Source organism: Caballeronia grimmiae (genome assembly GCF_022879615.1).
GTDB classification, from domain to species: domain Bacteria; phylum Pseudomonadota; class Gammaproteobacteria; order Burkholderiales; family Burkholderiaceae; genus Caballeronia; species Caballeronia grimmiae.
Genome location: NZ_CP084272.1, coordinates 461,615 through 481,591, shown reverse-complemented (window position 1 = coordinate 481,591; position 19,977 = coordinate 461,615). Strand labels below are relative to the sequence as shown.

Genomic DNA, 19,977 nt, shown 5'->3' with positions numbered 1-19,977 from the left:
CGGGCAATGCCGCCGCCTTCAGAACCGGCGACCGGTTCCGGGAACGCAATTTTCGAGCCGGTTTTAAGTGTCCCCGCCAATAACCAACCCGTCCGGCCATAATCCGCCGCACACCATGATGCAAGGAAGACGCCGTTAAACTAGAGACCCCGCACTCTTGTCGAAACGTGTTATTACGGCGATTCCCGGCGCGCCGAACGCAATCCGTTTCGCGAAGAGTTTCAATCGAAGTCGTCAATTTGTCATGACACTGGTTTATCTTGCAGGTCCTCGCCGCTCCATTACCGGAAGGAGTTAATCGTGAAGAATCCGCAATTGCAGGGTGCGATCGAAGGACGCGACAATCCGGCTGGTGAAACCGCCTACGAGCCAATCCCGCTTGGCGCCGCTCAGGCAGATTCCGCCGATGAAGCCGACTACGCCGATTCGCTGGACATCCCGCTCAATTACGGCATCGTGATGGACGCTGTCAGGGACGCAGTTCGCGCCAACCCCTGAGCGTTCGAATTTCTTATACGAAGCGCCCCGGATGGGGCGCTTTTTTGTCCAGTTTCGGTCGCGACATTCACCGTTCTTCACTGCGCCGGCGAACCAATTATCAGAACAATAATCGCCGTGCAGATCAAAGATCGCCATCGGTCGCTCTGACCGACAAAAAGTCAAGAGAAACAAAAGCGTCAATATTCGTTACCGAACTGTATTAACACGATGGTACACTTCGCCGTCCGCTAAGCGCGGACTCGCGTCTGAAGTAAGACGCGGCTGCTGTCCATCATTCGTCCATGCAGACGGCGCCTGAAAGACCGAAATCAATGCCGCGAATCAAGCGGTATATCGCCGTACTGGCTAATCGTCCTGATTATTGCTCTTTGGCAGAAGCCAATGATCTGAGCTAACTTCAGACGAGAAGCAACGCCTGACCGACTATTGGGATTAGAGGGATTCGACGTCTGCTTTCAGTCAGATAAGCAAAGGCGAAAATCACCGGACAACCTGCACGCACCTTGCGCGCGCATTCGAATCGACCACGATGGCCGCACCTTTCGATTACCTGCTCGACCGTCAGATATCCCGGCAGTGGCGCGGCTTGCTGTCGTCGCTCGCGGATGAATTCGAGGCGCAGATCGGCGGTGCAGAACTGCGTCAACTGATGCATCGCGTAGGCAACCGTTTTGCCGATGCGTCGCCCCTGCCGCCATGTGCCTCGACGGCCGACCTCGCCGATGCGCTGAACGCAGTCTGGCGCGAAGCGGACTGGGGTTTCGTCGAGCTGTCGGACGCGCGCGACCATCTGCGCATCGTTCATTACTGCGCGCCGCTTCGGGCGTTCGGCGAAAGCGCCCTCGCGTGGACGCCCGCGTTTCTGGAAGGCGCGTACCAGCATTGGCTCTCGGCGCTGGGCGCGGAAGGGCTGGCCGTCCGGCAGCACGGCGGCATCGGGGAGACGGGCGGCGACGCCGCCATCGAATTCCGGCTAGCGCACGGCGCGAGCTGAGCAGCGGCTGTCGAGGATGGGCCGCGTCGTTGGCGGCATCGACCGTTCAGCATCGGACGGCGAAAAAAATGCAGCACGCAGCACTGGCCACGTTTGAAGCAGGGCATCACGAGGATGCGGCATCCATGAATACTTCGCGCGACATCGAGAAGCTGTTCGATCACTTCGGCGGCAATGCAGGGGAATATCAGGAGATCGGCCGGGAGAACGAGGCCAGGAACGCTCGCACCCGCTGGCCGCTGCTCGCCACGCTCGACTTCGCGCAGCCGGCGATTCCCGAGATCGCGGCGCGCCGCGAGTCGCGCGGGCCATCGGACGCCGCGCCGACGACCACTCCCACGCTCACGCCAATTCGCCGGGGCAAGCCGCCGCTCTTCGCGCGGTCTCATCGACGGACGATTCCGCCTGTGAATCCGCCCGCCGCGCACGATTCGCTGAGCGCCGCGCGGTTTTCGTCGCCGGAAGAGGCGGTGCGAGCGGCCGTTCCCGCGTCGCTGAACGTCGCGCGCCCCGGCTGGCTCGACGCGCGCAACGCGCCTGCGGCGATACCTGCCGTCGACAAGGCCGCAGCCGCCGTCGCTCCGGCGATCCCGAAGGCCGAAACGCCGCGCGCGAACCCGGCTTCGTCGATCCTCGGCAAGCTCTTCCAGCCCGCGCCCGCCGCGCAAGCCGCCTCCGACGACTCGCTCCCCGCGCTGTTTCACCGCCTGCGCAACGGCGGCTCACGCTCATGAAAGTCGTCACCGTCGTATCCGCGAAGGGCGGCGTCGGCAAGACGACGCTCGCCGCCAATCTGGCCTCGGTGCTGGCGTCGCGCAATCGCCGCGTGATCGTGCTCGATCTCGATCCGCAGAACGCCCTGCGCCTGCATTTCGGGATTCCGCTCGACAGCATCGACGGCATCTCGCGCGCCACGCTCAGCCAGAGTCCGTGGCAAACGGTGATGTTCGACGGCATCGACGGCGTCACCGTGCTGCCCTACGGCGCGGTCGTCGAGGACGATCGCCGCCGCTTCGAAACGCTCGTCGACAGCGATCCGGCCTGGCTCGCGCGCTCGCTCAATTCTCTTGCGCTCGACGCAAACGATATCGTCATCGTCGATACCCCGCCCGGCTCCTCCGTCTACACGCGCACCGCGCTGACGGCGGCCCATTTCGCGCTGAACGTCGTGCTTGCGGACGCGGCCTCCTACGCCGCGATTCCCGGCATGGAGCGCATGATCGACGCGTACGCCGCGCCGCGCAGGGACTTCGCCGGTCAGGGCTATGTCGTGAATCAGGTGGATCAATCGCGTCAGTTGAGCAAGGACGTGCTCAAGGTGCTGCGCGACATGCTCGGCTCGAAGCTCTTTCCGGGCGTGATCCATCAGGACGAAGGCATCGCGGAATCGCTCGCGTGCGACACGACACTGATCCACTACGATCCGCTCTCGCAAGCCGCCGCCGATCTGCGCGCGTGCGGCGACTGGCTGCTCGCCGCCATCGACGCGATCGCGCCTTCAAGGAACGTCGCATGAGATCGGCGAAGATTCCATCGCAGGAAACGGAGGTCAGCGTCGCGACGTCGCGGCTCGAACGGATCGTCGATGCGGGGATCTGGAGCAGCCGGATCGTGGTCGCCGCGCTGACGCTTTTCGCCGCGTTCGCGCTGTACTTCGTCGTGACGGTGCCGCTCGCGTTCGGCCAGCAACTCGCGTTCGCAACGATCTGCTTCGTCTGCGCGCTCGGCTTCCGCCGCTTACAGGGCCAGTATGCGACGCTCGTGATGATCATGCTGTCGGTGACGGCCTCGGGCCGCTACATGTATTGGCGGCTCACCGAAACGACGTACTGGGAGCGCCCGCTCGACGCCGCGTGGGGCCTCTTGCTCGTCACCGCCGAAGTCTACGCGACGCTCGTGCTGATGCTCGGCTACTTCCAGACCGCGTGGCCGCTCAAGCGCAAGCCGCTGCCCTTGCCCGCCGATCGCAGCGCGTGGCCGACGGTCGATGTCTTCATCCCGACGTACAACGAGCCGCTTTCCGTCGTGAAGCCGACGATCTACGCGGCGCTCGCGCTCGACTATCCGACCGACAAGCTCGCGATCCACGTGCTCGACGACGGCCGCCGCCCCGAGTTCAAGGCGTTCTGCGAGGAAGTCGGCGTCAACTGGACGATCCGCACGCATAACCGCCACGCGAAGGCGGGCAACATCAACGAGGCGCTCAAGATCACGAATGGCGAGTACCTCGCGATCTTCGACTGCGATCACATCCCGACGCGCTCGTTCCTGCAAATCTGCCTCGGCTGGTTTCTACGCGACAAGCTGCTTTCGATGCTGCAGACGCCGCATCACTTCTTCTCTCCCGATCCGTTCGAGCGCAATCTCGGCACGTTCCGCAAGGTGCCGAACGAGGGCGAACTGTTCTATGGCCTCGTGCAGGACGGCAACGACCTATGGAACGCGACGTTCTTCTGCGGCTCGTGCGCGGTGCTGCGCCGCTCGATGGTCAAAGAGATCGGCGGGATCGCGGTGGAAACCGTCACCGAGGACGCGCATACCGCGCTTAAGCTGCATCGGCTGGGCTATACGACCGCGTATCTCGGGATTCCGCAAGCCGCCGGGCTCGCGACGGAGAGCCTGTCGGGACACATCGGTCAGCGCATCCGCTGGGCGCGCGGCATGACGCAGATTTTCCGCATCGACAATCCGCTCACGGGCAAGGGTCTCAAGATCGGTCAGCGGCTGTGTTATCTGAACGGCATGCTGCACTTCTTCTATGGCGTGCCGCGTCTCGTCTTTCTGACCGCGCCGCTGTCGTATCTGTTCTTCGGCGCGCACGTGATCGAAGCGGCGGCGAGCACGATCGCCATCTTCGCGCTGCCGCACATGATGCACGCGAGCATCACCAATTCGCGGATGCAGCGGTCGTTCCGCCATTCATTCTGGGCCGAAGTGTACGAGTCGGTGCTGGCGTCGTACATCACCGCGCCGACGCTGCTCGCGGTCATCAACCCGAAGCTCGGCAAGTTCAACGTGACCGCGAAGGGCGGACAGATCGCGAAGGCTTACTTCGACTGGTCGATCTCGCGCCCGTATCTGTTCCTCCTGTTGCTGAACCTGCTCGGCTTCATCGCGGGCGCGGTGCATATCGGCCTGAACTGGCACGTGCGCAGCGAAGTGCAGACGACCGTGCTTAACCTCTGCTGGACCGTCTACAACATGCTGATTCTGGGCGCGTCGGTGGCGGCGGCGAGCGAGCAGCGCCAAGTGCGGTCGACGCATCGCGTGACCATGAAAATGCCGGTGATGCTTAAGTTCGCGACGGGGCGCACGCTCGCTTGCGAGACCATCGACTATTCGGAAGGCGGCGTCGGCGTGAAGCTGCCGAACAGCATCGCCGTGCCGCTGCACGAGCGCGTCACCGTCTCGCTCTTTCGCGGCGACGAGGAATTCGCGTTCCCCGCGACCGTGGGTTTCAGCGAGCCGGGGCGCGTCGGCCTGCGCTTTTTGCAGCTCACGCGCGAGCAGGAATACGACTTCGTCAAAACGACGTTCGCGCGCGCGGATGCCTGGACCGGCTGGTCCGAAGGCCGCCTCGCCGATACCCCGCTGCGCGGCCTGTCGCACGTGCTGCTGGTCGGCACGCGCGGCATCGCCGGCCTTTTCGAGCACCTGTACAGCGACCTTCGGACCTGGACGAGCAAGACGCCGGTCGACGCGAAGAAGCTGACGACCAAAGATCAATAATGAGCAAGGGATCATCGAGGCCGCGTCTCGGCGGCGCAGTGGCATGCGCGTTTGCATTGGCTATGGCGCTGGGCGTGCCGGTCGCGGGGGCGGCCGACGTCGCGCCGGGCCCGGCCGTCGTCTATAACCCCAACACCATCGCGCAGCCCGCGCTCGCGGCGCCGGTGCCCGCGTTCTCCGGCAAGCCCGACAAGCCGCTCGCCTCGCGCGTGCCGACGACCGCCGATCCCGGCATGCTCGTCCCCGGCGGACGCCGCCAGACGCTCACCTTCGCCGACTATGGAGCGCTCGATCCGCTGCAATTGCGCGGCACGGACGGCCAGAACGGCATCGCGTTCTCGGTGCGCGGCGACGAAGTCGTGACCGGCGCGGTGCTGCATCTGATCTACAGCTATTCGCCGTCGCTGCTGGCAGCGATTTCTCAACTGAAGGTGCTCGTCAACGGCGAAGTGGCCGCGACACTGCCGGTGCCGCGCGAGCAGGCCGGCACGCTCGTCGCCCGCGACGTGGCGATCGATCCGCGCTTCATCACCGAGTTCAATCACCTGAACGTGCAGTTGATCGGGCACTACACGCAGCAGTGCGAAGACCCGTCCAATTCGACGCTTTGGGCGACGGTCAGCAATTCCAGTTCGCTCGATCTCACGTATGCGTCGATTGCGAGCAAGCCCGATCTCGCCGCGTTGCCGCAGCCGTTCTTCGACCGGCGCGACGTGCGCCGGCTCGAACTGCCCTTCGTGTTCGCGGGCAAGCCGGGCCTCGGCGAACTGGAGGCGGCGGGCATGGTGGCGTCGTATTTCGGGTCGCTCGCGGGCTATCGCGGCGCGGTCTTTCCCGCGCAAACGGACGCCGTGCCGCTTGCCGGGAATGCCGTCGTGTTCGCCCTCGGCGATGCGAAGCTGCCGGGCGTCGATATCCCGCCGGTTTCCGGTCCGACGATCGCGGTCGTCGAACGCGATGCCGCCGCACGCGGCCGCCTGCTTCTCGTGCTCGGCCGCGACGACAAGGAACTGAAGATCGCCGCGAAGGCGCTCGGCGTCGGGCAGAACACGCTGTCGGGTGCGAGCGCGACGATCACGCAGTTCAACGATTTGCAGCCGCGCCGCCCCTACGACGCGCCGAACTGGCTGCGCACCGACCGCCCGGTGCGCTTCGGCGAACTGGCCGAAGCGCGCGATCTGACCGCCAACGGCTACGACGCCGACGCGGTGCGCGTGAACCTGCGCGTGCCGCCCGATCTCTTCATGTGGCAGACCAAGGGCGTGCCCATCGACCTGGCTTATCGCTACACGGTGCGGCCCGCGCCGGATCGCTCGTCGCTCAACATCAGCGTGAACGACGGTTTCGTGCAGTCGCTGCGGATTCCGGCGGTGTCGGCATCGACGTTCGATCTCGCGCACTATTTCAGCCGCGTGCTGCCTGACCGGACCGCCGCCGCGCGCCGCCAGATTTACTTGCCGCCGCTGCTGATCACGCCGCGAGCGCAGTTGCGCCTGCACTTTTATTACGACATCCCGAAGACCGGCGAATGTCAGGGCCGCGTGCTCGATAACGTCGTCGGCGCGATCGATCCGAATTCGACCATCGACCTGTCCGGCTTTCCGCATTACATGGCGCTGCCCGACCTCGCCGCGTTCGCCAACGGCGGCTTTCCGTTCACGCGCCTCGCGGATTTGTCGCAGACGGCGGTCGTGCTGCCGAACGACCCGAACTCCGCCGACTACAGCCTGTATCTGCTGGAAATGGGTCGCATGGGAGCGTCGACGGGCTATCCGGTGACGGGCGTCACCGTGACGAACGCGAACGATGTCGACCGTTTCGCCGACAAGGACCTGCTGATTCTCGGCGCGCCGGGCCGCCAGCCGCTCTTGCAACGCTGGGCGAAGCAGATGCCGTTTTCGAGCGACGGCGACGCGCGCACTTTTCAGTTGAGCGACGTGGCGTTCAAGGTCGTCGACTGGTGGCATGGGGAAGACGGGCCGGAACGCTCGCCGGCACGCGCGGATTTGTCGCTCGTCAGCGCGAACGGCGACGCGCTCTTGACCGGCTTCGAATCGCCGCTGCAGAGCGGGCGCAGCGCGGTGGCGCTCATCAGCGCGGCGGGGCAATCGGATGCGGACCTGTCCGCCGCGTTGCTGGACAACGACCTGCTGCCGTCCATTCAAGGCGCGATGGCTGTCATCCACGGCCGCACGGTCACGGTGACGTCGAACGGCGAGGCGTATTACGTCGGCCATCTTTCGCCGATGCATTACATGCGCTGGGCGCTGTCCGCGCATCCGCTGTTGCTCGTGTTCTCCGCGGTGATCGCCGCGTTGATCATCGCTGCGCTGTTCTACCGCGCGCTGCGTTCGCTCGCGGCGCGCCGTCTGAGGGATTGATATGCGTGAGGTTCTCGTTCGGCTCGCGGCGGGCGCGGTCGTCGCAGTGGGCGCGGCGTCGCCTGCCAACGCTGCGCAGTCGTGCGACTGGCCCGCGTATCGGCAGTTCGTCGAGCGCGTCGTGCAGGCCGATGGCCGCGTCGTCGACCGCTCCACCGACGCGCAGCAGACGACGTCCGAAGGCCAGTCGTACGGCATGTTCTTCGCGCTCGTGGCCAACGACCGCGCGAGTTTCGACCGCCTGCTCGGCTGGACGCGCGCCAACCTCGCCGCCGGTCGCTTCGACGCGAACGACATCCGTTTGCCCGCGTGGCAATGGGGCCGCAAGGCCGATGGCTCGTTCGGCGTGATGGACCCGAACGCGGCCTCCGACGCCGATCTGTGGATCGCCTATGACCTGCTGCAAGCGGGCCGCTTGTGGAACGAGCCGGCCTACACGCGGCTCGGCCGCGCGCTCGCGGCGCAGGTCGTGAAGCAGGAAGTCGCCGATCTGCCCGGTCTTGGGCCGATGCTCCTGCCCGGTCCGCAAGGCTTCAGCGCGGACGGCGTGACGCGGCTGAATCCGAGCTATCTGCCCCTGCCGCTGTTGCGCGGCCTCGCCCACGAGATGCCCGACGGCCCGTGGACGAAGCTCGCGCAAAACGCCGCCCGCCTCGTCAGGATCACGTCGCCGCGCGGCTACGCGCCGGATTGGGCGGCGTATCGCAATGGCCAGTTCGTCGTCGATCCGAAGAGCAGGGATATCGGCAGTTACGACGCCATCCGCGTTTATTTGTGGGCCGGCCTTGCCGCGAGCAGCGATCCGCTTTCCCGGCCCTGGCTCGACGCGCTTTCGGGCATGCGTCAAAGCGTGGCGAAGACGGGCTTTCCGCCCGAGAAGGTTTCGTCGACGACCGGCGCGGCCAGCGGCGAAGGCCCGCTATCTTATTGGGGCGCGCTGGCGCCGTATTTCAGGGCGCTGAACGACGAGCGAAGTCTCAGCCTCGCGCGCGCCCATCTCGACGCGCTGAACGGCGGACAGGAGCCGGTCTATTACGACCGCGTGCTCGGGCTGTTCGGCGGCGGCTTCATCGACGGGCGATACCGCTTCGACGCCAACGGCCGCCTCGTGCCGAACTGGAGAAGCGCATGCTGATCCGCACGAGAAAGCGCGCCATCGCGGCGATGCTCTGCGCCGCGCCCGCATGGGCATTCGCGCAGGCTAGCGCCGATCCGCTGACGGTGCTCGTCGATCAGGGCAAGTACTGGCAGGCGCACAAGCGGGGCGATCTCGCCGAGCAGGCGTGGCAGAAAGTGCTGCGCATCAATCCGAAGCAGCCCGACGCGCTCTTCGGCATGGGCATGGTGCTGGCGGATCGCAAGGACGGCAGCGGCGCGCAGCAATATCTCGCGCAATTGCGGCAGGTTGCGCCGAACTATCCGAGCATCGACGAACTCGGCGCGAGGCTCGGCGAATCCAGCCCGCGCGATCAGAGCGTCAACGACGCCCGCCGTCTCGCGCAAAGCGGACAAAGCGCGTCGGCGGTGCAGGAATACCGGCGCGCGATCGACGGCAAGCCCGCGACGCCCGCGCTCCAGCTCGAGTATTACCAGGCGCTCGCCGCGACGCCGCAGGGCTGGGACGAGGCGCGTCGCGGCCTCGAACAGCTCGCGCGCCAGAACGCCGACGATCCGCGCTACGCCCTCGCCTACGCGCAGCATTTGACTTATCGCGATGCGACGCGCCGCGACGGTATCGCGCGGCTCGCGAAGCTGGCGGGCGACGGCGCCGTCGGTGCGCAGGCGAAAACGAGCTGGCGGCAGGCGTTGTTGTGGCTGGGCGCGCGGGCATCGGATGCGCCGCTGTTTCAGGCGTATCTCCAGACCGCGCCCGATGACGCCGCCGTGAAGGCCCGCTTCGATGCGATGGTGCAGCAGGACAAGGCCGCCCGCGACCGCGCGCAGGCGGACGCCGCCGTCGATGCGCGCGGCCGCGCCGTCGCCGATGGCTTCGCGGCGCTCGATCGCGGCGATCTCGTCGCGGCGCAGGCGCGCTTTTCGTCGGTGCTGGCGGGCGACCCGAACGATGCCGACGCGCTCGGCGGCCTCGGTGTCGTCGCGCTGAAGCAGGAGCGCTTCGCGGAGGCGCGTACGTATCTCGAACGGGCATCGCGTGCCGGCAACGCCGCGCGCTGGAAAGACGCGCTCACCAGCGCGACCTACTGGACCTATACGAGCGATGGCATCGGCGCGCGCAGCAACGGTGAAATCGCGAAGGCGAAGGCGTTGTTCGAGCGCGCCATCGCCGTGAATCCGTCCGATGTCACCGCGCAAACCCTGCTCGGCGACATGCTGCTCAACAATGGCGATCCGCGCGGCGCGGAAGCGGCGTTTCGCATGGCGCTGCGCCGTCAGGCCGACAATCCCGACGCGATTCGCGGGCTCGTCGGCGCGCTGGCCGCGCAAGGACGGGGCGACGAAGCGCTCGAATTCGCGAATCGGCTGAACGCGGAACAGCAGGCGAAAGCGGGCGGCATCAACACCCTTCGCGGCGAAGCGCAGGCGGCCCAGGCGCGCACCGCCGAAGCGCGCGGCGATCTCGGCGCGGCCCGCAGCCTCTTCGAAGACGCGCTGCTCAACCTGCCCGACGATCCGTGGCTGCGCCTCGACCTGGCGCGCATCTATGTGCGGCAGGGCGCGGTCGGCAATGCGCGCAGCATGATGGACGGCCTCGTCGCAGCCCACCCCGAGATGACCGATGCGCTGTACGCCAGCGCCCTCCTCGCCGCCGAAACGCAGGACTGGTCGACGGGGCTCGCGCAACTGGAACGCGTCCCCGCCGCGCAGCGCACGCCGGCGATGACGGCGTTGCAGCATCGACTGTGGGTGCATCAGCAGGCCGAACTCGCGACGCGCGTCGCCAACGCGGGCCAGCGCGCCCAGTCGATCGCCATTTTGCAGCGCGCGGAGCCGCTCGCCGCAGGCAGCGCGGAACTGACGGGCGCGGTCGCGTCGGCGTATCTGAAGGCGGGCGATGCATCGCGTGGACTCGCGCTCATGCGCGGGGCGATTGCCAGTGCGCCGAACGATCCGGGCCTGCTGCTGCAATACGCGGGCATCCTTTCATCGACGCAGCAAAGCGCCGAGCTTGGCTCCGTGATGCGGCGTCTCCAGTCAATGCCGCTGACCACGCAGCAGCGCGCCGATTTCAACGACCTGAACGTGGGTATCGTGATCGCGCAGGCGGACGCGGTGCGCACGCGCGGCGATCTGGCGGGCGCTTATGACGTGATCGCGCCGTGGCTCGCCGCGATGCCCGACGACGCGGACCTGCAGGCGGCGCTGGGCCGCATGTACACCTCCGCCGGCGATGACCGCAACGCGCTCGCGTGCTATCGCGCGGCGCTCGCCCGCCGTCCGGACGACATCGGTTTGCAGAGCGCCGCGATATCGGCAGCGTCCGGCGTGCGCGATTTCCGGCTGTCGGAATCGATGGCGAAGCAGGCCATCGCCGCCGCGCCGAACGATCCCGCGCTGCTCGCCGCTATCGGGCGGATGTATCGAGCAGAAGGCAAGCTGGATCTCGCCGCACAGTTCTTGCAGCGGTCGCTGGTTGCGGCCAGTCCGTCCGTCGCTGGCGGCGCGGAAAGGCGCGGCAACGTTCCGCGCGACTGGCAGGCCGCGATGAATCGCATCGGCTCGACGCCGCTTCCGGGGACCAATCCGTTCGAGGGGAAGACGGCCGTCGGAACGGCGGGCTCGGGAAATGCGCAAGCCGATTTCGGTCCGTCCAACTCGTTCAACTCGTTCAACTCGTCCTATTCGACACCAGTGCCGACTTATCTGCCGCCGCCTGCGCAGCCCGCGCCCTATTCCGTGCCTTACGTGGCGCCTCAACCCTATGGCGCACCGCGCTCAGCGGCAAGCGGCGGATATGGCCCGGATGCCTATGGCTCCGCGCAGTCGGGCGGGCCGCGCCCGGCGGCGAACAGCGGCTATGCTCCGGACAACGCCGGCTACGCGCAGCCGGCCGCGCCGCTGCAACCGTATCCTGGGCAAGAGCCGGGCGCTTATCCGGCGCAGGCGTACCCGCAGCCGGATGCGTATCCGCCGTATCCGCAGCAGCAAGCGGCCTACGGCGCGGCCGACCCTTACGCGACGTCGCCGTGGCCGATGTCGCCTGCGGCGCGTCAGGCGAAAACGGGCGGATATGCAACCGCCGCTGCTCCGGCTTCGAAGCGGGCGGCATCGCGCAAGACGGCGGCGGCATCGGCTTATCCTGCGCAGGCGCCGTATGGACAGCAGCCATACGCGCCGCCTCAACATGTGCCGCCTCAATACGCGCCGCCTCAATACGCGCAGCAACAGCCGTATGCGCAGCCTTACGCTCAACAGGCTTATCCGCAGCAGTACGCGCAGCAGCCCTACATTCCGCAGCCGCCTGCGGGCTACGCGCAGCCCTACTATCCGGCGCAATCGCAGCGCGCCGCGTCCGCCGCAGCGGTGAGCGCGGGCGGCGCGGCAAGCATCGTCAGTTCGCAGACGGCCGGCGTCGCCGAAGAACTGGCCGCGATCAACCGCGAGCAGGCGAGCACGATCTCGGGCGGCATCGTCTTCCGCAATCGCGATGGCGAAAACGGCCTGTCGAATCTGACCGATATCGAAGCGCCCGTCGAAGGCCGCATCAAGGCGGGCAACGGACACGTGATCGTGCGCGCGACGCCCGTCACGCTCGATGCCGGCACCGCCGAGAGCACGCAGCAGACGCTCGCGCGCTTCGGCTCGGGACAAGACGCGACGACGACGCCGGTCGCCAATCGATACGGCTCGCAGACGGCGACGGGCGTCGGCCTGTCGGTCGGCTACGAGAATCGCCATTTCAAGGGCGATATCGGCACGACGCCGCTCGGCTTCCGCGAGACGAACATCGTCGGCGGGGTGCAGTATCAGAACGCGATCAGCGACAAGGTATCGTATTCGCTCGCCGTCGCCCGCCGCGCCGTCACCGACAGCCTGCTCTCCTACGCCGGCGCACGCGATGCCGGCCAAGGCCTCGAATGGGGCGGCGTGACGTCGAGCGGCGCGCGCGCGGACCTCGGCTGGGACGACGGCACGAGCGGCGTCTATGTCAATGCGGCGTTCCAGTATCTGGATGGCCGAAACGTCGCGTCGAATACGGCGGAGAAAGGCGGCGGCGGCATCTACACGCGGCTGTTGAAGGACCCGGACCAGACGCTGACTGTCGGCGCGAACACGACGCTCATGCACTACGACAAGAACCTGTCGTATTTCACGTACGGTCAGGGCGGCTATTTCAGCCCGCAGCAGTACGTGATCCTCAACTTCCCTGTCGAATACATGGGACGCACGGGCCTTTTCACCTACGATGTAAAGGGATCGGTCGGCGTGCAGCATTACCGGCAGGATGCGTCGAGCTACTTCCCGACCGATAGCCAGCGGCAGCAGAACGCAGCGGGGTCATCGACGGTTCCCGATGCCGGCGCGGTGTATCCCGGCCAGAGCAAGACGGGCGTGTCGTACTCGTTGAGCGCGACCGGCGAGTATCAGCTCGCGCCGCAACTGGCGTTCGGCGCGACGGCTTCGTTCGGAAACGCGTATCAGTATCGGGAATGGCTGGCGGCGGTGTACGTGCGATACAGCTTCAACCGGCAAGGCAACGTGCAGCCGCTATTTCCGCCGCAGGCGTTCAGTTCGCCGTATCTGTCGCTGGCGAACTGAGCGGGCGTCGTTCTGACGATGCGCGGGCGGTCGTTTGTCTACGGCGTTGCCTCGCTGAAAAGCCTCATGCCGGCTATGGCGCTTTCGCGGGAACGCGCGTAGCTTGCGGGCTTAGGGACGTGCAGGCGCATGTTCCAGCACATCCGAGGACACATCAAATGACCTCGACTTTCACCGACAGACGCCACGCAGGCCGCGAACTCGCCACGCTTCTTTCGACGTATGCGGCCCGCGACGACGTCGTCGTGCTCGGCCTGCCGCGCGGCGGCGTGCCGGTGGCGTTCGAAGTGGCGAGCGCGCTCGATGCCATGCTCGATGTCCTCGTCGTGCGCAAGCTGGGCGTACCGTGGCAGCCTGAACTCGCGATGGGCGCGATCGCTTCCGGCGACGCGTTTTATCTCGATGAACGCATCGTCGAATATGCGGGCGTGTCCGCTTCCGCACTCGAGGACGTCATTGCCAGCGAGCGCGCGGAACTGGAACGGCGCGAGCGGCTTTATCGCGGATCGCGGCCGCCGCTGAATCTGTCGGGCAAGATTGCGATCATCGTCGATGACGGCATGGCGACCGGCGCAAGCATGAAGGCCGCCGCCATGTCGTTGCGCAACGGCGACGCGCCGCCTGCTTTGATCGTTGCGGCGGTGCCGGTCGCCCCGCTGGATTCGGAGGCGCGCGTCGCGCATGTCGTCGATGAGTTCGTATGCGTGCTAAGGCCGCAGCAGTACCTGGGGGTCGGGCAGTTTTATTTCGACTTCGATCAGACGAGCGATGAGGAAGTCCGCACGTTGCTGGGTTTGCGGGGTTAGTGCTTAACGGGGTGTCGCGTTGCGCCGCCGCATGGTTCTACGTCATTCCGTCATCCGCAATGAGCAGCAGTCCGAGGAGCACGCCGGCTCCTGAACGTTGCCAAGTATCCCTGATTACTTGGCGGAGGCACAACAGCGCCGCGTAAGCCCGCCCGTTGCCCGCCGTGGACGCTATCGCGTCCAGGGAGCGTCGCCTTCCGCTCCCTCCCGCCCATACTTCTTCCGCGCCTCCCCGAGTATCGACGGCGCGACCACGCCCTCATCGACCAGCGCCTTCAGTGCCGCCAGCACGATAGACACGCGGTCCACTTCGAAGAACGCGCGCAATGATTGCCGCGTATCGCTGCGGCCGAAGCCATCGGTGCCGAGCGTCACATAACGGCGCGGCACGTAAGCGCGGATCAGCTCGGGCACCGCGCGCACGTAATCCGTCGCGGCGATGACCGGTCCGCGCGATGTTTCCAGCGCACGCTCGACGTAAGGCTTGTCTTCCGCATCCGAAAGACGCGCAAGCCGCTCGCACGCCGCGCCATCGCGATGCAACTCCGTGTAGCTCGTCACGCTCCACACGGCGGCGTTGATGTTCCAGTCCGCCTGCAGCATCGCGCGGGCGGCGATGGCCTCGTTCAGAATCGCGCCGGAGCCGAGCAATTGCACTTGCGCGCCGTTCGCCGAAGCAGCGTCGCCAATCCGATAAATGCCGCGCAGAATGCCTTCGCGCGTGGCCGCGTCGAGCGTCTTGCCGGGCGCGGACGGCTGCGCGTAATTCTCGTTGCCCACGGTGATGTAATAAAACACGTCCTGCTGGCGCTGCATCATCTCCTGCATGCCTTCATCGACGATGGCCGCGACCTCGTACGCGAACGCGGGATCGTAAGCGCGGCAGTTGGGTATCGTCGATGCCGACAGGTGGCTCGTGCCATCCTGATGCTGCAAGCCCTCGCCCCCGAGCGTCGTGCGTCCCGCCGTCGCGCCGATGAGGAAGCCGCGCGAACGCTGATCCGCCGCCGCGAAAATCAGGTCGCCGATGCGCTGGAAGCCGAACATCGAGTAGTAGATGTAGAACGGCAGCATCGGCAGATCGTGAACGCTGTAGGACGTCGCCGCCGCGATCCACGATGAAATCGCGCCCGCTTCCGAGATGCCCTCCTCCAGAATCTGGCCGCGCGTGTCCTCGCGATAGTAGAGCATCGAGCCCATGTCCTCCGGCTCGTACAACTGGCCGAGCGGCGAATAGATGCCGACCTGCCTGAAAAGGTTAGCCATGCCAAACGTACGCGCCTCGTCCGCGACGACCGGCACGACGCGCGATCCGAGCGTCGCATCCTTCATCAGGCTGCCGAGCATGCGGACGAAAGCCATCGTCGTCGACATCTCCTTGCCGGCGGTATCCATCGCGAACTGAGCCCACGTGTCGAGCGCGGGCGGCACGACCGGTTGCGAGGCCCGTGCACGGCGGCGCGGCAGATAGCCGCCCAGCGCCGCACGCCGCTCGTGGAGATAGCGCATTTCCGGAGCATCGTCGGCAGGCTTGTAGAACCTGAGTTGTTCCACATCGCTATCCGACAGCGGCAGGCGGAAGCGGTCGCGGAACGCCTTGAGGTCATCGAGATCGAGCTTCTTTTGCTGATGCGTCGTCATGCGGCCCTGCCCGACCGCGCCCATGCCGAAGCCTTTCATCGTCTTGGCGAGGATCACGGTCGGCTGGCCCCGATGCGCCAGCGCCCTTGCATATGCCGCGTGCAGCTTGCGCACGTCGTGACCGCCGCGCCGCAAACGGTCGATATCCTCATCCGACATATGCGCGACGAGCGCCGCCAGTTCCGGATTCTGGCCGAAGAAGCGCTCGCGGTTGTAGCGGCCATCGTTCGCGGAAAAGGTCTGGAACTGGCCGTCGACCGTGTGCGCGAACGCGCGCAGCAATGCGCCGGTGCGGTCGCGCGCAAAGAGCGCGTCCCAGTCCGATCCCCACAGCACCTTGATGACGTTCCAGCCCGCGCCGGTGAACTGCGCTTCGAGTTCATCGACGATACGGCCATTGCTGCGCACCGGGCCATCGAGCCGCTGCAAGTTGCAGTTGATCACGAACACCAGATTATCGAGCTGCTCCCGCGACGCCAGAGACAGCGCGCCAATCGATTCCGGCTCGTCCATCTCGCCGTCGCCGAAGAAGCCCCACACCTTGCGTCCTTCAGTCTGCTTCAAGCCGCGATTCTGCAGATAACGCATGAAGCGCGCTTGATAGATGGAGTTGATCGGACCGATGCCCATCGAGCCGGTCGGGAACTGCCAGAAGTCGGGCATCAGCCACGGATGCGGATACGAGCACAACCCCGGCCCCGCGATCTCGCGGCGATAGTGGCGCAAGTGGTCTTCGTCGAGAAAGCCTTCGAGGAACGCGCGGGCATACACGCCCGGCGACGAGTGCGGTTGGAAATAAACGAGATCGCCGCCGCGTTCATCGCCGGCGGCGCGGAAGAAATGATTGAAACCGACTTCGAAGAGATCGGCCGCCGACGCGTAGCTCGCGATATGGCCGCCAAGCTCGCCATACGCTCTGTTGGCGCGCACGACCATCGCCAGTGCGTTCCAGCGCAGGACAGCCGCGAGTTTCTCTTCGATATCGAGATTGCCGGGATACGGCGGCTGCTCACTGACGCCTATCGTGTTCGTGTATGGAGTCGCACGCGCCCGCGCCGATTCGACGCCGACCGACAGCGCATGCTCCGCGAGCCTGTCGAAGAGATATTGCGCGCGCTCCTTGTCAACATGCGCGACGACCGCATCGAGCGCTTCCAGCCATTCCGCGGTTTCGGCGGGGTCCGTGTCTTCACGGCCTCGCGCAAGAGAAAGAAGCTGGCTGGTTCCGCTCGACAAGTCCGTCATGGCGCGACTCCGGGTAAGGGCTGAATCCTTTCAAGCATATCCAGTTCCCGGCAGAATTTGCGTCTCATTTGGCTGCGGCGCCGCTTTGCGATAGTGTGTTCATTCTTTGAAACCGCCAAAAACCGGAATCATCACACTATGAGCGTGCAACCGAAGCAACGCCTCGATCGCATCGATATCGGCATACTGAACCAGTTGCAGCAGAACGCGCGCATCACGAACTCTGAACTGGCGCGCGCCGTGAACCTGTCGCCGACGCCGTGCTTCAATCGGGTGCGGGCGCTCGAAAAGGCGGGGCTGTTCAGGCAGCACGTGACGCTGCTGAGTCCCGAGGCGCTCGGCTTGAGCATCAACGTGTTCATTCAGGTAAGCCTGGAAAAGCAGGTCAAGGACGCGCTCGCCCGCTTCGAACAGGCCATCAGCGAGCGCCCGGAGGTCATGGAGTGCTATCTGATGACGGGCGACGCCGATTATCTGCTGCGCGTCGTTCTGCCGGACGTGGCGGCGCTGGAACGCTTCATTCTCGAACGGCTGACGAAGATGCCGGGCGTGTCGAACATCCGCTTCAGTTTTGCGCTCAAGCAGGTGCGATACAAGACCGCGTTGCCGCTGCCCGCGTCAGGATTGACGCTGCCGGAGCCCAAGCACGATGAAGACGACTGGACGTGATGCGCTATGAACGCTCGGCGCGGCGGACGATCGAATCGCGCAGAATAGACGCTCCGTCACTCCCGCAAACGCCAATGACCGAACGCGCCCCGCTTCGCGCGCCATCGTGGCGCAATATCCTTCAGCAGACAGAACGCGCGCTCGCCTGCGGCGCACTGCGTCCCTTCGATACTGTCCCGCATGTCATCGACGATCGAGGCGTGCGCTTTCTCGTGCGTCAGGCGGCGAATCTCGCCCGCAAGGAAGAAGCCGCGAAGCTGGCGGCCAAGACGGCGGCCGATGCGGCCAGCGAATGGCGCGATCCGTTCTCTCCGTGCGAGGAGGCGCTGCGCGTCGGCGATATCGGCGAGCGGCACTTTCTCCTGCTCAACAAGTTCAACGTGCTCGCGCATCACCTGCTGATCGTGACGACGGAGTTCGAGCCGCAAGCCGCGCTGCTCGACGCCGGCGACTTCGCGGCGCTCCTCGCGTGCCTGCGCGAATTCGACGGCCTCGGCTTTTACAACGGCGGCGCCGTCGCCGGATCGAGCCAGCCGCACAAGCATCTGCAGATCGTGCCGCTGCCGCTCGACGGTCATCCGGTGCCGATCGAACCGCTCGTCGAAGCCGCTCGCGATACCGCGCCGTATCGAGTGCCGCAATTGCCGTTTGCGCATGCGGCCGCGTGGCTCGGCGATGCCACGTCGGTCGAAGCGGCCGACGCATTCCAGACGTATCGCCGGCTGCTGGACGCGATCGGTATCGAACCGTTCGATGTGCTCGGGGCGGCGCATCAATCGGCGCCCTACAACCTGCTCGTCACACGCCGATGGATGCTCGCCGTTGCGCGCACCGCCGCCGATGTCGATGGCGTCGCGGTGAACGCGCTCGGCTTCGCAGGATCGCTTTTCGTGCGTGACGATGCACAGCGCCGCATCGTCGAAACGCTCGGGCCGATGCGCCTCCTCGCGCGGGCATCGCGCCCGGCCTGAGAGCGCCGAACCGGCCTTGAAAAGCCGTGCGGCGGCCCGCATGTCGGCTCTCATACATTCGGAGTCCGAGATGGGAAGCCGTCCTCGATTCATCGACGATCTTGCGCGCGGCTCGCAAGACGCCGCGTCCTCACAGCCGCTCCAGCCGCTCGACGACGCCCCTTTGCTCGATGCCTATTCGCGCACCGTGATCGGCGCGCTCGAGCGCGTGCAGCAAGCCGTCGTCTTCATTTCAGTGGAACGCGAATATGCCGATGCGCGCGGGGCTCGCCGCGCGGCCGGCGGCACCGGTTCGGGCTTCATTTTCACGCCCGACGGCTATTTGCTGACCAATAGCCACGTCGTCCACGGCGCGACGCGCATCACCGTGACACTGGCGGACGGCGCGCGCTTCCATGCGGATCTCGTCGGCGACGATCCCGACAGCGATCTCGCGGTGCTGCGCATCGGTTCGCCGGAGCCGCTGCCGCACGTCGCACTGGGCGATTCGCACAGCCTGCGCGTCGGGCAGATCGCAATTGCCGTCGGCAATCCGCTCGGGCTTGCGCAAACGGTGACCACGGGCGTCGTGTCGGCGCTCGGACGCTCGCTGCGATCGAACTCCGGCCGGATGATCTACGACGTGATCCAGACCGATGCCGCGCTCAATCCTGGCAACTCGGGCGGGCCGCTCATCAACTCGGCGGGACAGGTCATCGGCGTGAACACCGCGATCATCTCGGGCGCGCAGGCCATTTCCTTCGCCACGGCGATCGACACTGCAAAGTGGGTGATCATGCAGATCTTCGCGCACGGGCGCGTGCGGCGCGCGTACATCGGCGTCGCGGGCACGACTGCGCCCGTTTCGCGGCGCGTGCAGCGCTTCTTCGGGCTGCCGGCCGCAAGCGCGGTGCACGTGATGGAAGTCGTCAAGGGAAGCCCGGCTGCGTCGGGCGGCCTGCGCGCCGGCGATCGCATCGTCGCGGTGGATGACGTCGTCATCGATAGCGTCGACGGTTTGCAGCGCACGCTGGATGCATCGCGAATCGATCGTGCGGTGAAGATCACGGTGCTGCGCGGGTCGCAGAAACAGGACATCGAAGTGACGCCGGTCGAACAGACCGGCTGACGTTTTTCGTCGGCATCACGAAGCACTCAGGCCAGCGCGAACCTGTCAGGCCCACGGTTTGCGCTAAGACGATTGTCTGGTGACTATGTGCGCTAACAGCCGGTCGAAACAGCGACTATCCGGCTTAATAAAGGAGCAGCAGGCGCACGAGCGGGTCACCGTTCGACCGGCCTGCCCTCCGGGGAAGGTCCCAAGGTCCATAGAGAACCAAGCA

General features: G+C 65.9%; 13 protein-coding genes. 12 read left to right on the top strand and 1 reads right to left on the bottom strand.

The features are described from left to right. Nucleotides 1-300 precede the first annotated feature (300 nt). The 9 genes from LDZ21_RS15815 (at nt 301) to LDZ21_RS15775 (ending at nt 14,129) form a co-directional block, all read left to right on the top strand. Nucleotides 301-498 carry a hypothetical protein gene (locus tag LDZ21_RS15815; protein WP_035964659.1) on the top strand — a complete coding sequence of 66 codons (198 nt, stop codon included), beginning with the start codon at nt 301-303 and terminating at the stop codon, nt 496-498. 532 nt (nt 499-1,030) lie between these two features. Then, on the top strand, nt 1,031-1,495 hold the full coding sequence (bcsD, locus tag LDZ21_RS15810; protein WP_244795746.1) for a cellulose biosynthesis protein BcsD: 465 nt from the start codon (nt 1,031-1,033) through the stop codon (nt 1,493-1,495). Between the two features lie 125 nt (nt 1,496-1,620). Beyond that, nucleotides 1,621-2,229, top strand: a complete 609-nt coding sequence (gene bcsP, locus LDZ21_RS15805; protein ID WP_244795745.1) for a cellulose biosynthesis protein BcsP — start codon at nt 1,621-1,623, stop codon at nt 2,227-2,229. After that, nucleotides 2,226-3,011 (top strand): cellulose biosynthesis protein BcsQ, encoded by a 786-nt coding sequence (bcsQ, locus tag LDZ21_RS15800; RefSeq protein WP_244795744.1) that lies wholly within the window; start codon nt 2,226-2,228, stop codon nt 3,009-3,011. The genes bcsP and bcsQ overlap by 4 nt, the downstream gene beginning before the upstream one ends. Beyond that, nucleotides 2,960-5,224, top strand: coding sequence for a UDP-forming cellulose synthase catalytic subunit (gene bcsA / locus LDZ21_RS15795; RefSeq protein WP_244795873.1), 2,265 nt, complete (start codon nt 2,960-2,962; stop codon nt 5,222-5,224). The genes bcsQ and bcsA overlap by 52 nt, the downstream gene beginning before the upstream one ends. Then, nucleotides 5,224-7,605 carry a cellulose biosynthesis cyclic di-GMP-binding regulatory protein BcsB gene (bcsB, locus tag LDZ21_RS15790; protein ID WP_244795743.1) on the top strand — a complete coding sequence of 794 codons (2,382 nt, stop codon included), beginning with the start codon at nt 5,224-5,226 and terminating at the stop codon, nt 7,603-7,605. Before bcsA ends, bcsB begins: the two co-directional genes overlap by 1 nt. Nucleotide 7,606: 1 nt before the next feature. Then, the gene (gene bcsZ / locus LDZ21_RS15785; protein ID WP_244795742.1) at nt 7,607-8,740 is read left to right on the top strand and encodes a cellulose synthase complex periplasmic endoglucanase BcsZ; all 1,134 of its coding nucleotides are present in this window, start codon (nt 7,607-7,609) and stop codon (nt 8,738-8,740) included. Next, a complete protein-coding gene (locus LDZ21_RS15780) occupies nt 8,734-13,323 on the top strand; it encodes a cellulose biosynthesis protein BcsC (RefSeq protein WP_244795741.1) in 4,590 nt (1,529 codons plus the stop codon). Before bcsZ ends, LDZ21_RS15780 begins: the two co-directional genes overlap by 7 nt. A gap of 158 nt (nt 13,324-13,481) precedes the next feature. Continuing rightward, a complete protein-coding gene (locus LDZ21_RS15775; protein ID WP_244795740.1) occupies nt 13,482-14,129 on the top strand; it encodes a phosphoribosyltransferase in 648 nt (215 codons plus the stop codon). A 171-nt stretch (nt 14,130-14,300) separates the two neighbouring features. Here LDZ21_RS15775 and mdeB read toward each other — a convergent pair whose 3' ends face one another. Further along, the gene (mdeB, locus tag LDZ21_RS15770; protein WP_244795739.1) at nt 14,301-17,015 is read right to left on the bottom strand and encodes an alpha-ketoglutarate dehydrogenase; all 2,715 of its coding nucleotides are present in this window, start codon (nt 17,013-17,015) and stop codon (nt 14,301-14,303) included. A 138-nt stretch (nt 17,016-17,153) separates the two neighbouring features. Between mdeB and LDZ21_RS15765 the strand changes: the two genes are divergently transcribed. The 3 genes from LDZ21_RS15765 to LDZ21_RS15755 all read left to right on the top strand — a co-directional run bounded on the left by LDZ21_RS15765 (nt 17,154) and on the right by LDZ21_RS15755 (nt 19,763). Further along, nucleotides 17,154-17,684 carry an Lrp/AsnC family transcriptional regulator gene (locus LDZ21_RS15765; RefSeq protein WP_244795738.1) on the top strand — a complete coding sequence of 177 codons (531 nt, stop codon included), beginning with the start codon at nt 17,154-17,156 and terminating at the stop codon, nt 17,682-17,684. A gap of 74 nt (nt 17,685-17,758) precedes the next feature. Continuing rightward, nucleotides 17,759-18,655: an ATP adenylyltransferase family protein gene (locus tag LDZ21_RS15760; protein ID WP_244795737.1), complete on the top strand. Its 897-nt coding sequence runs from the start codon at nt 17,759-17,761 to the stop codon at nt 18,653-18,655. A 70-nt stretch (nt 18,656-18,725) separates the two neighbouring features. Beyond that, a complete protein-coding gene (locus tag LDZ21_RS15755; RefSeq protein ID WP_244795736.1) occupies nt 18,726-19,763 on the top strand; it encodes a S1C family serine protease in 1,038 nt (345 codons plus the stop codon). Nucleotides 19,764-19,977 lie beyond the last annotated feature (214 nt).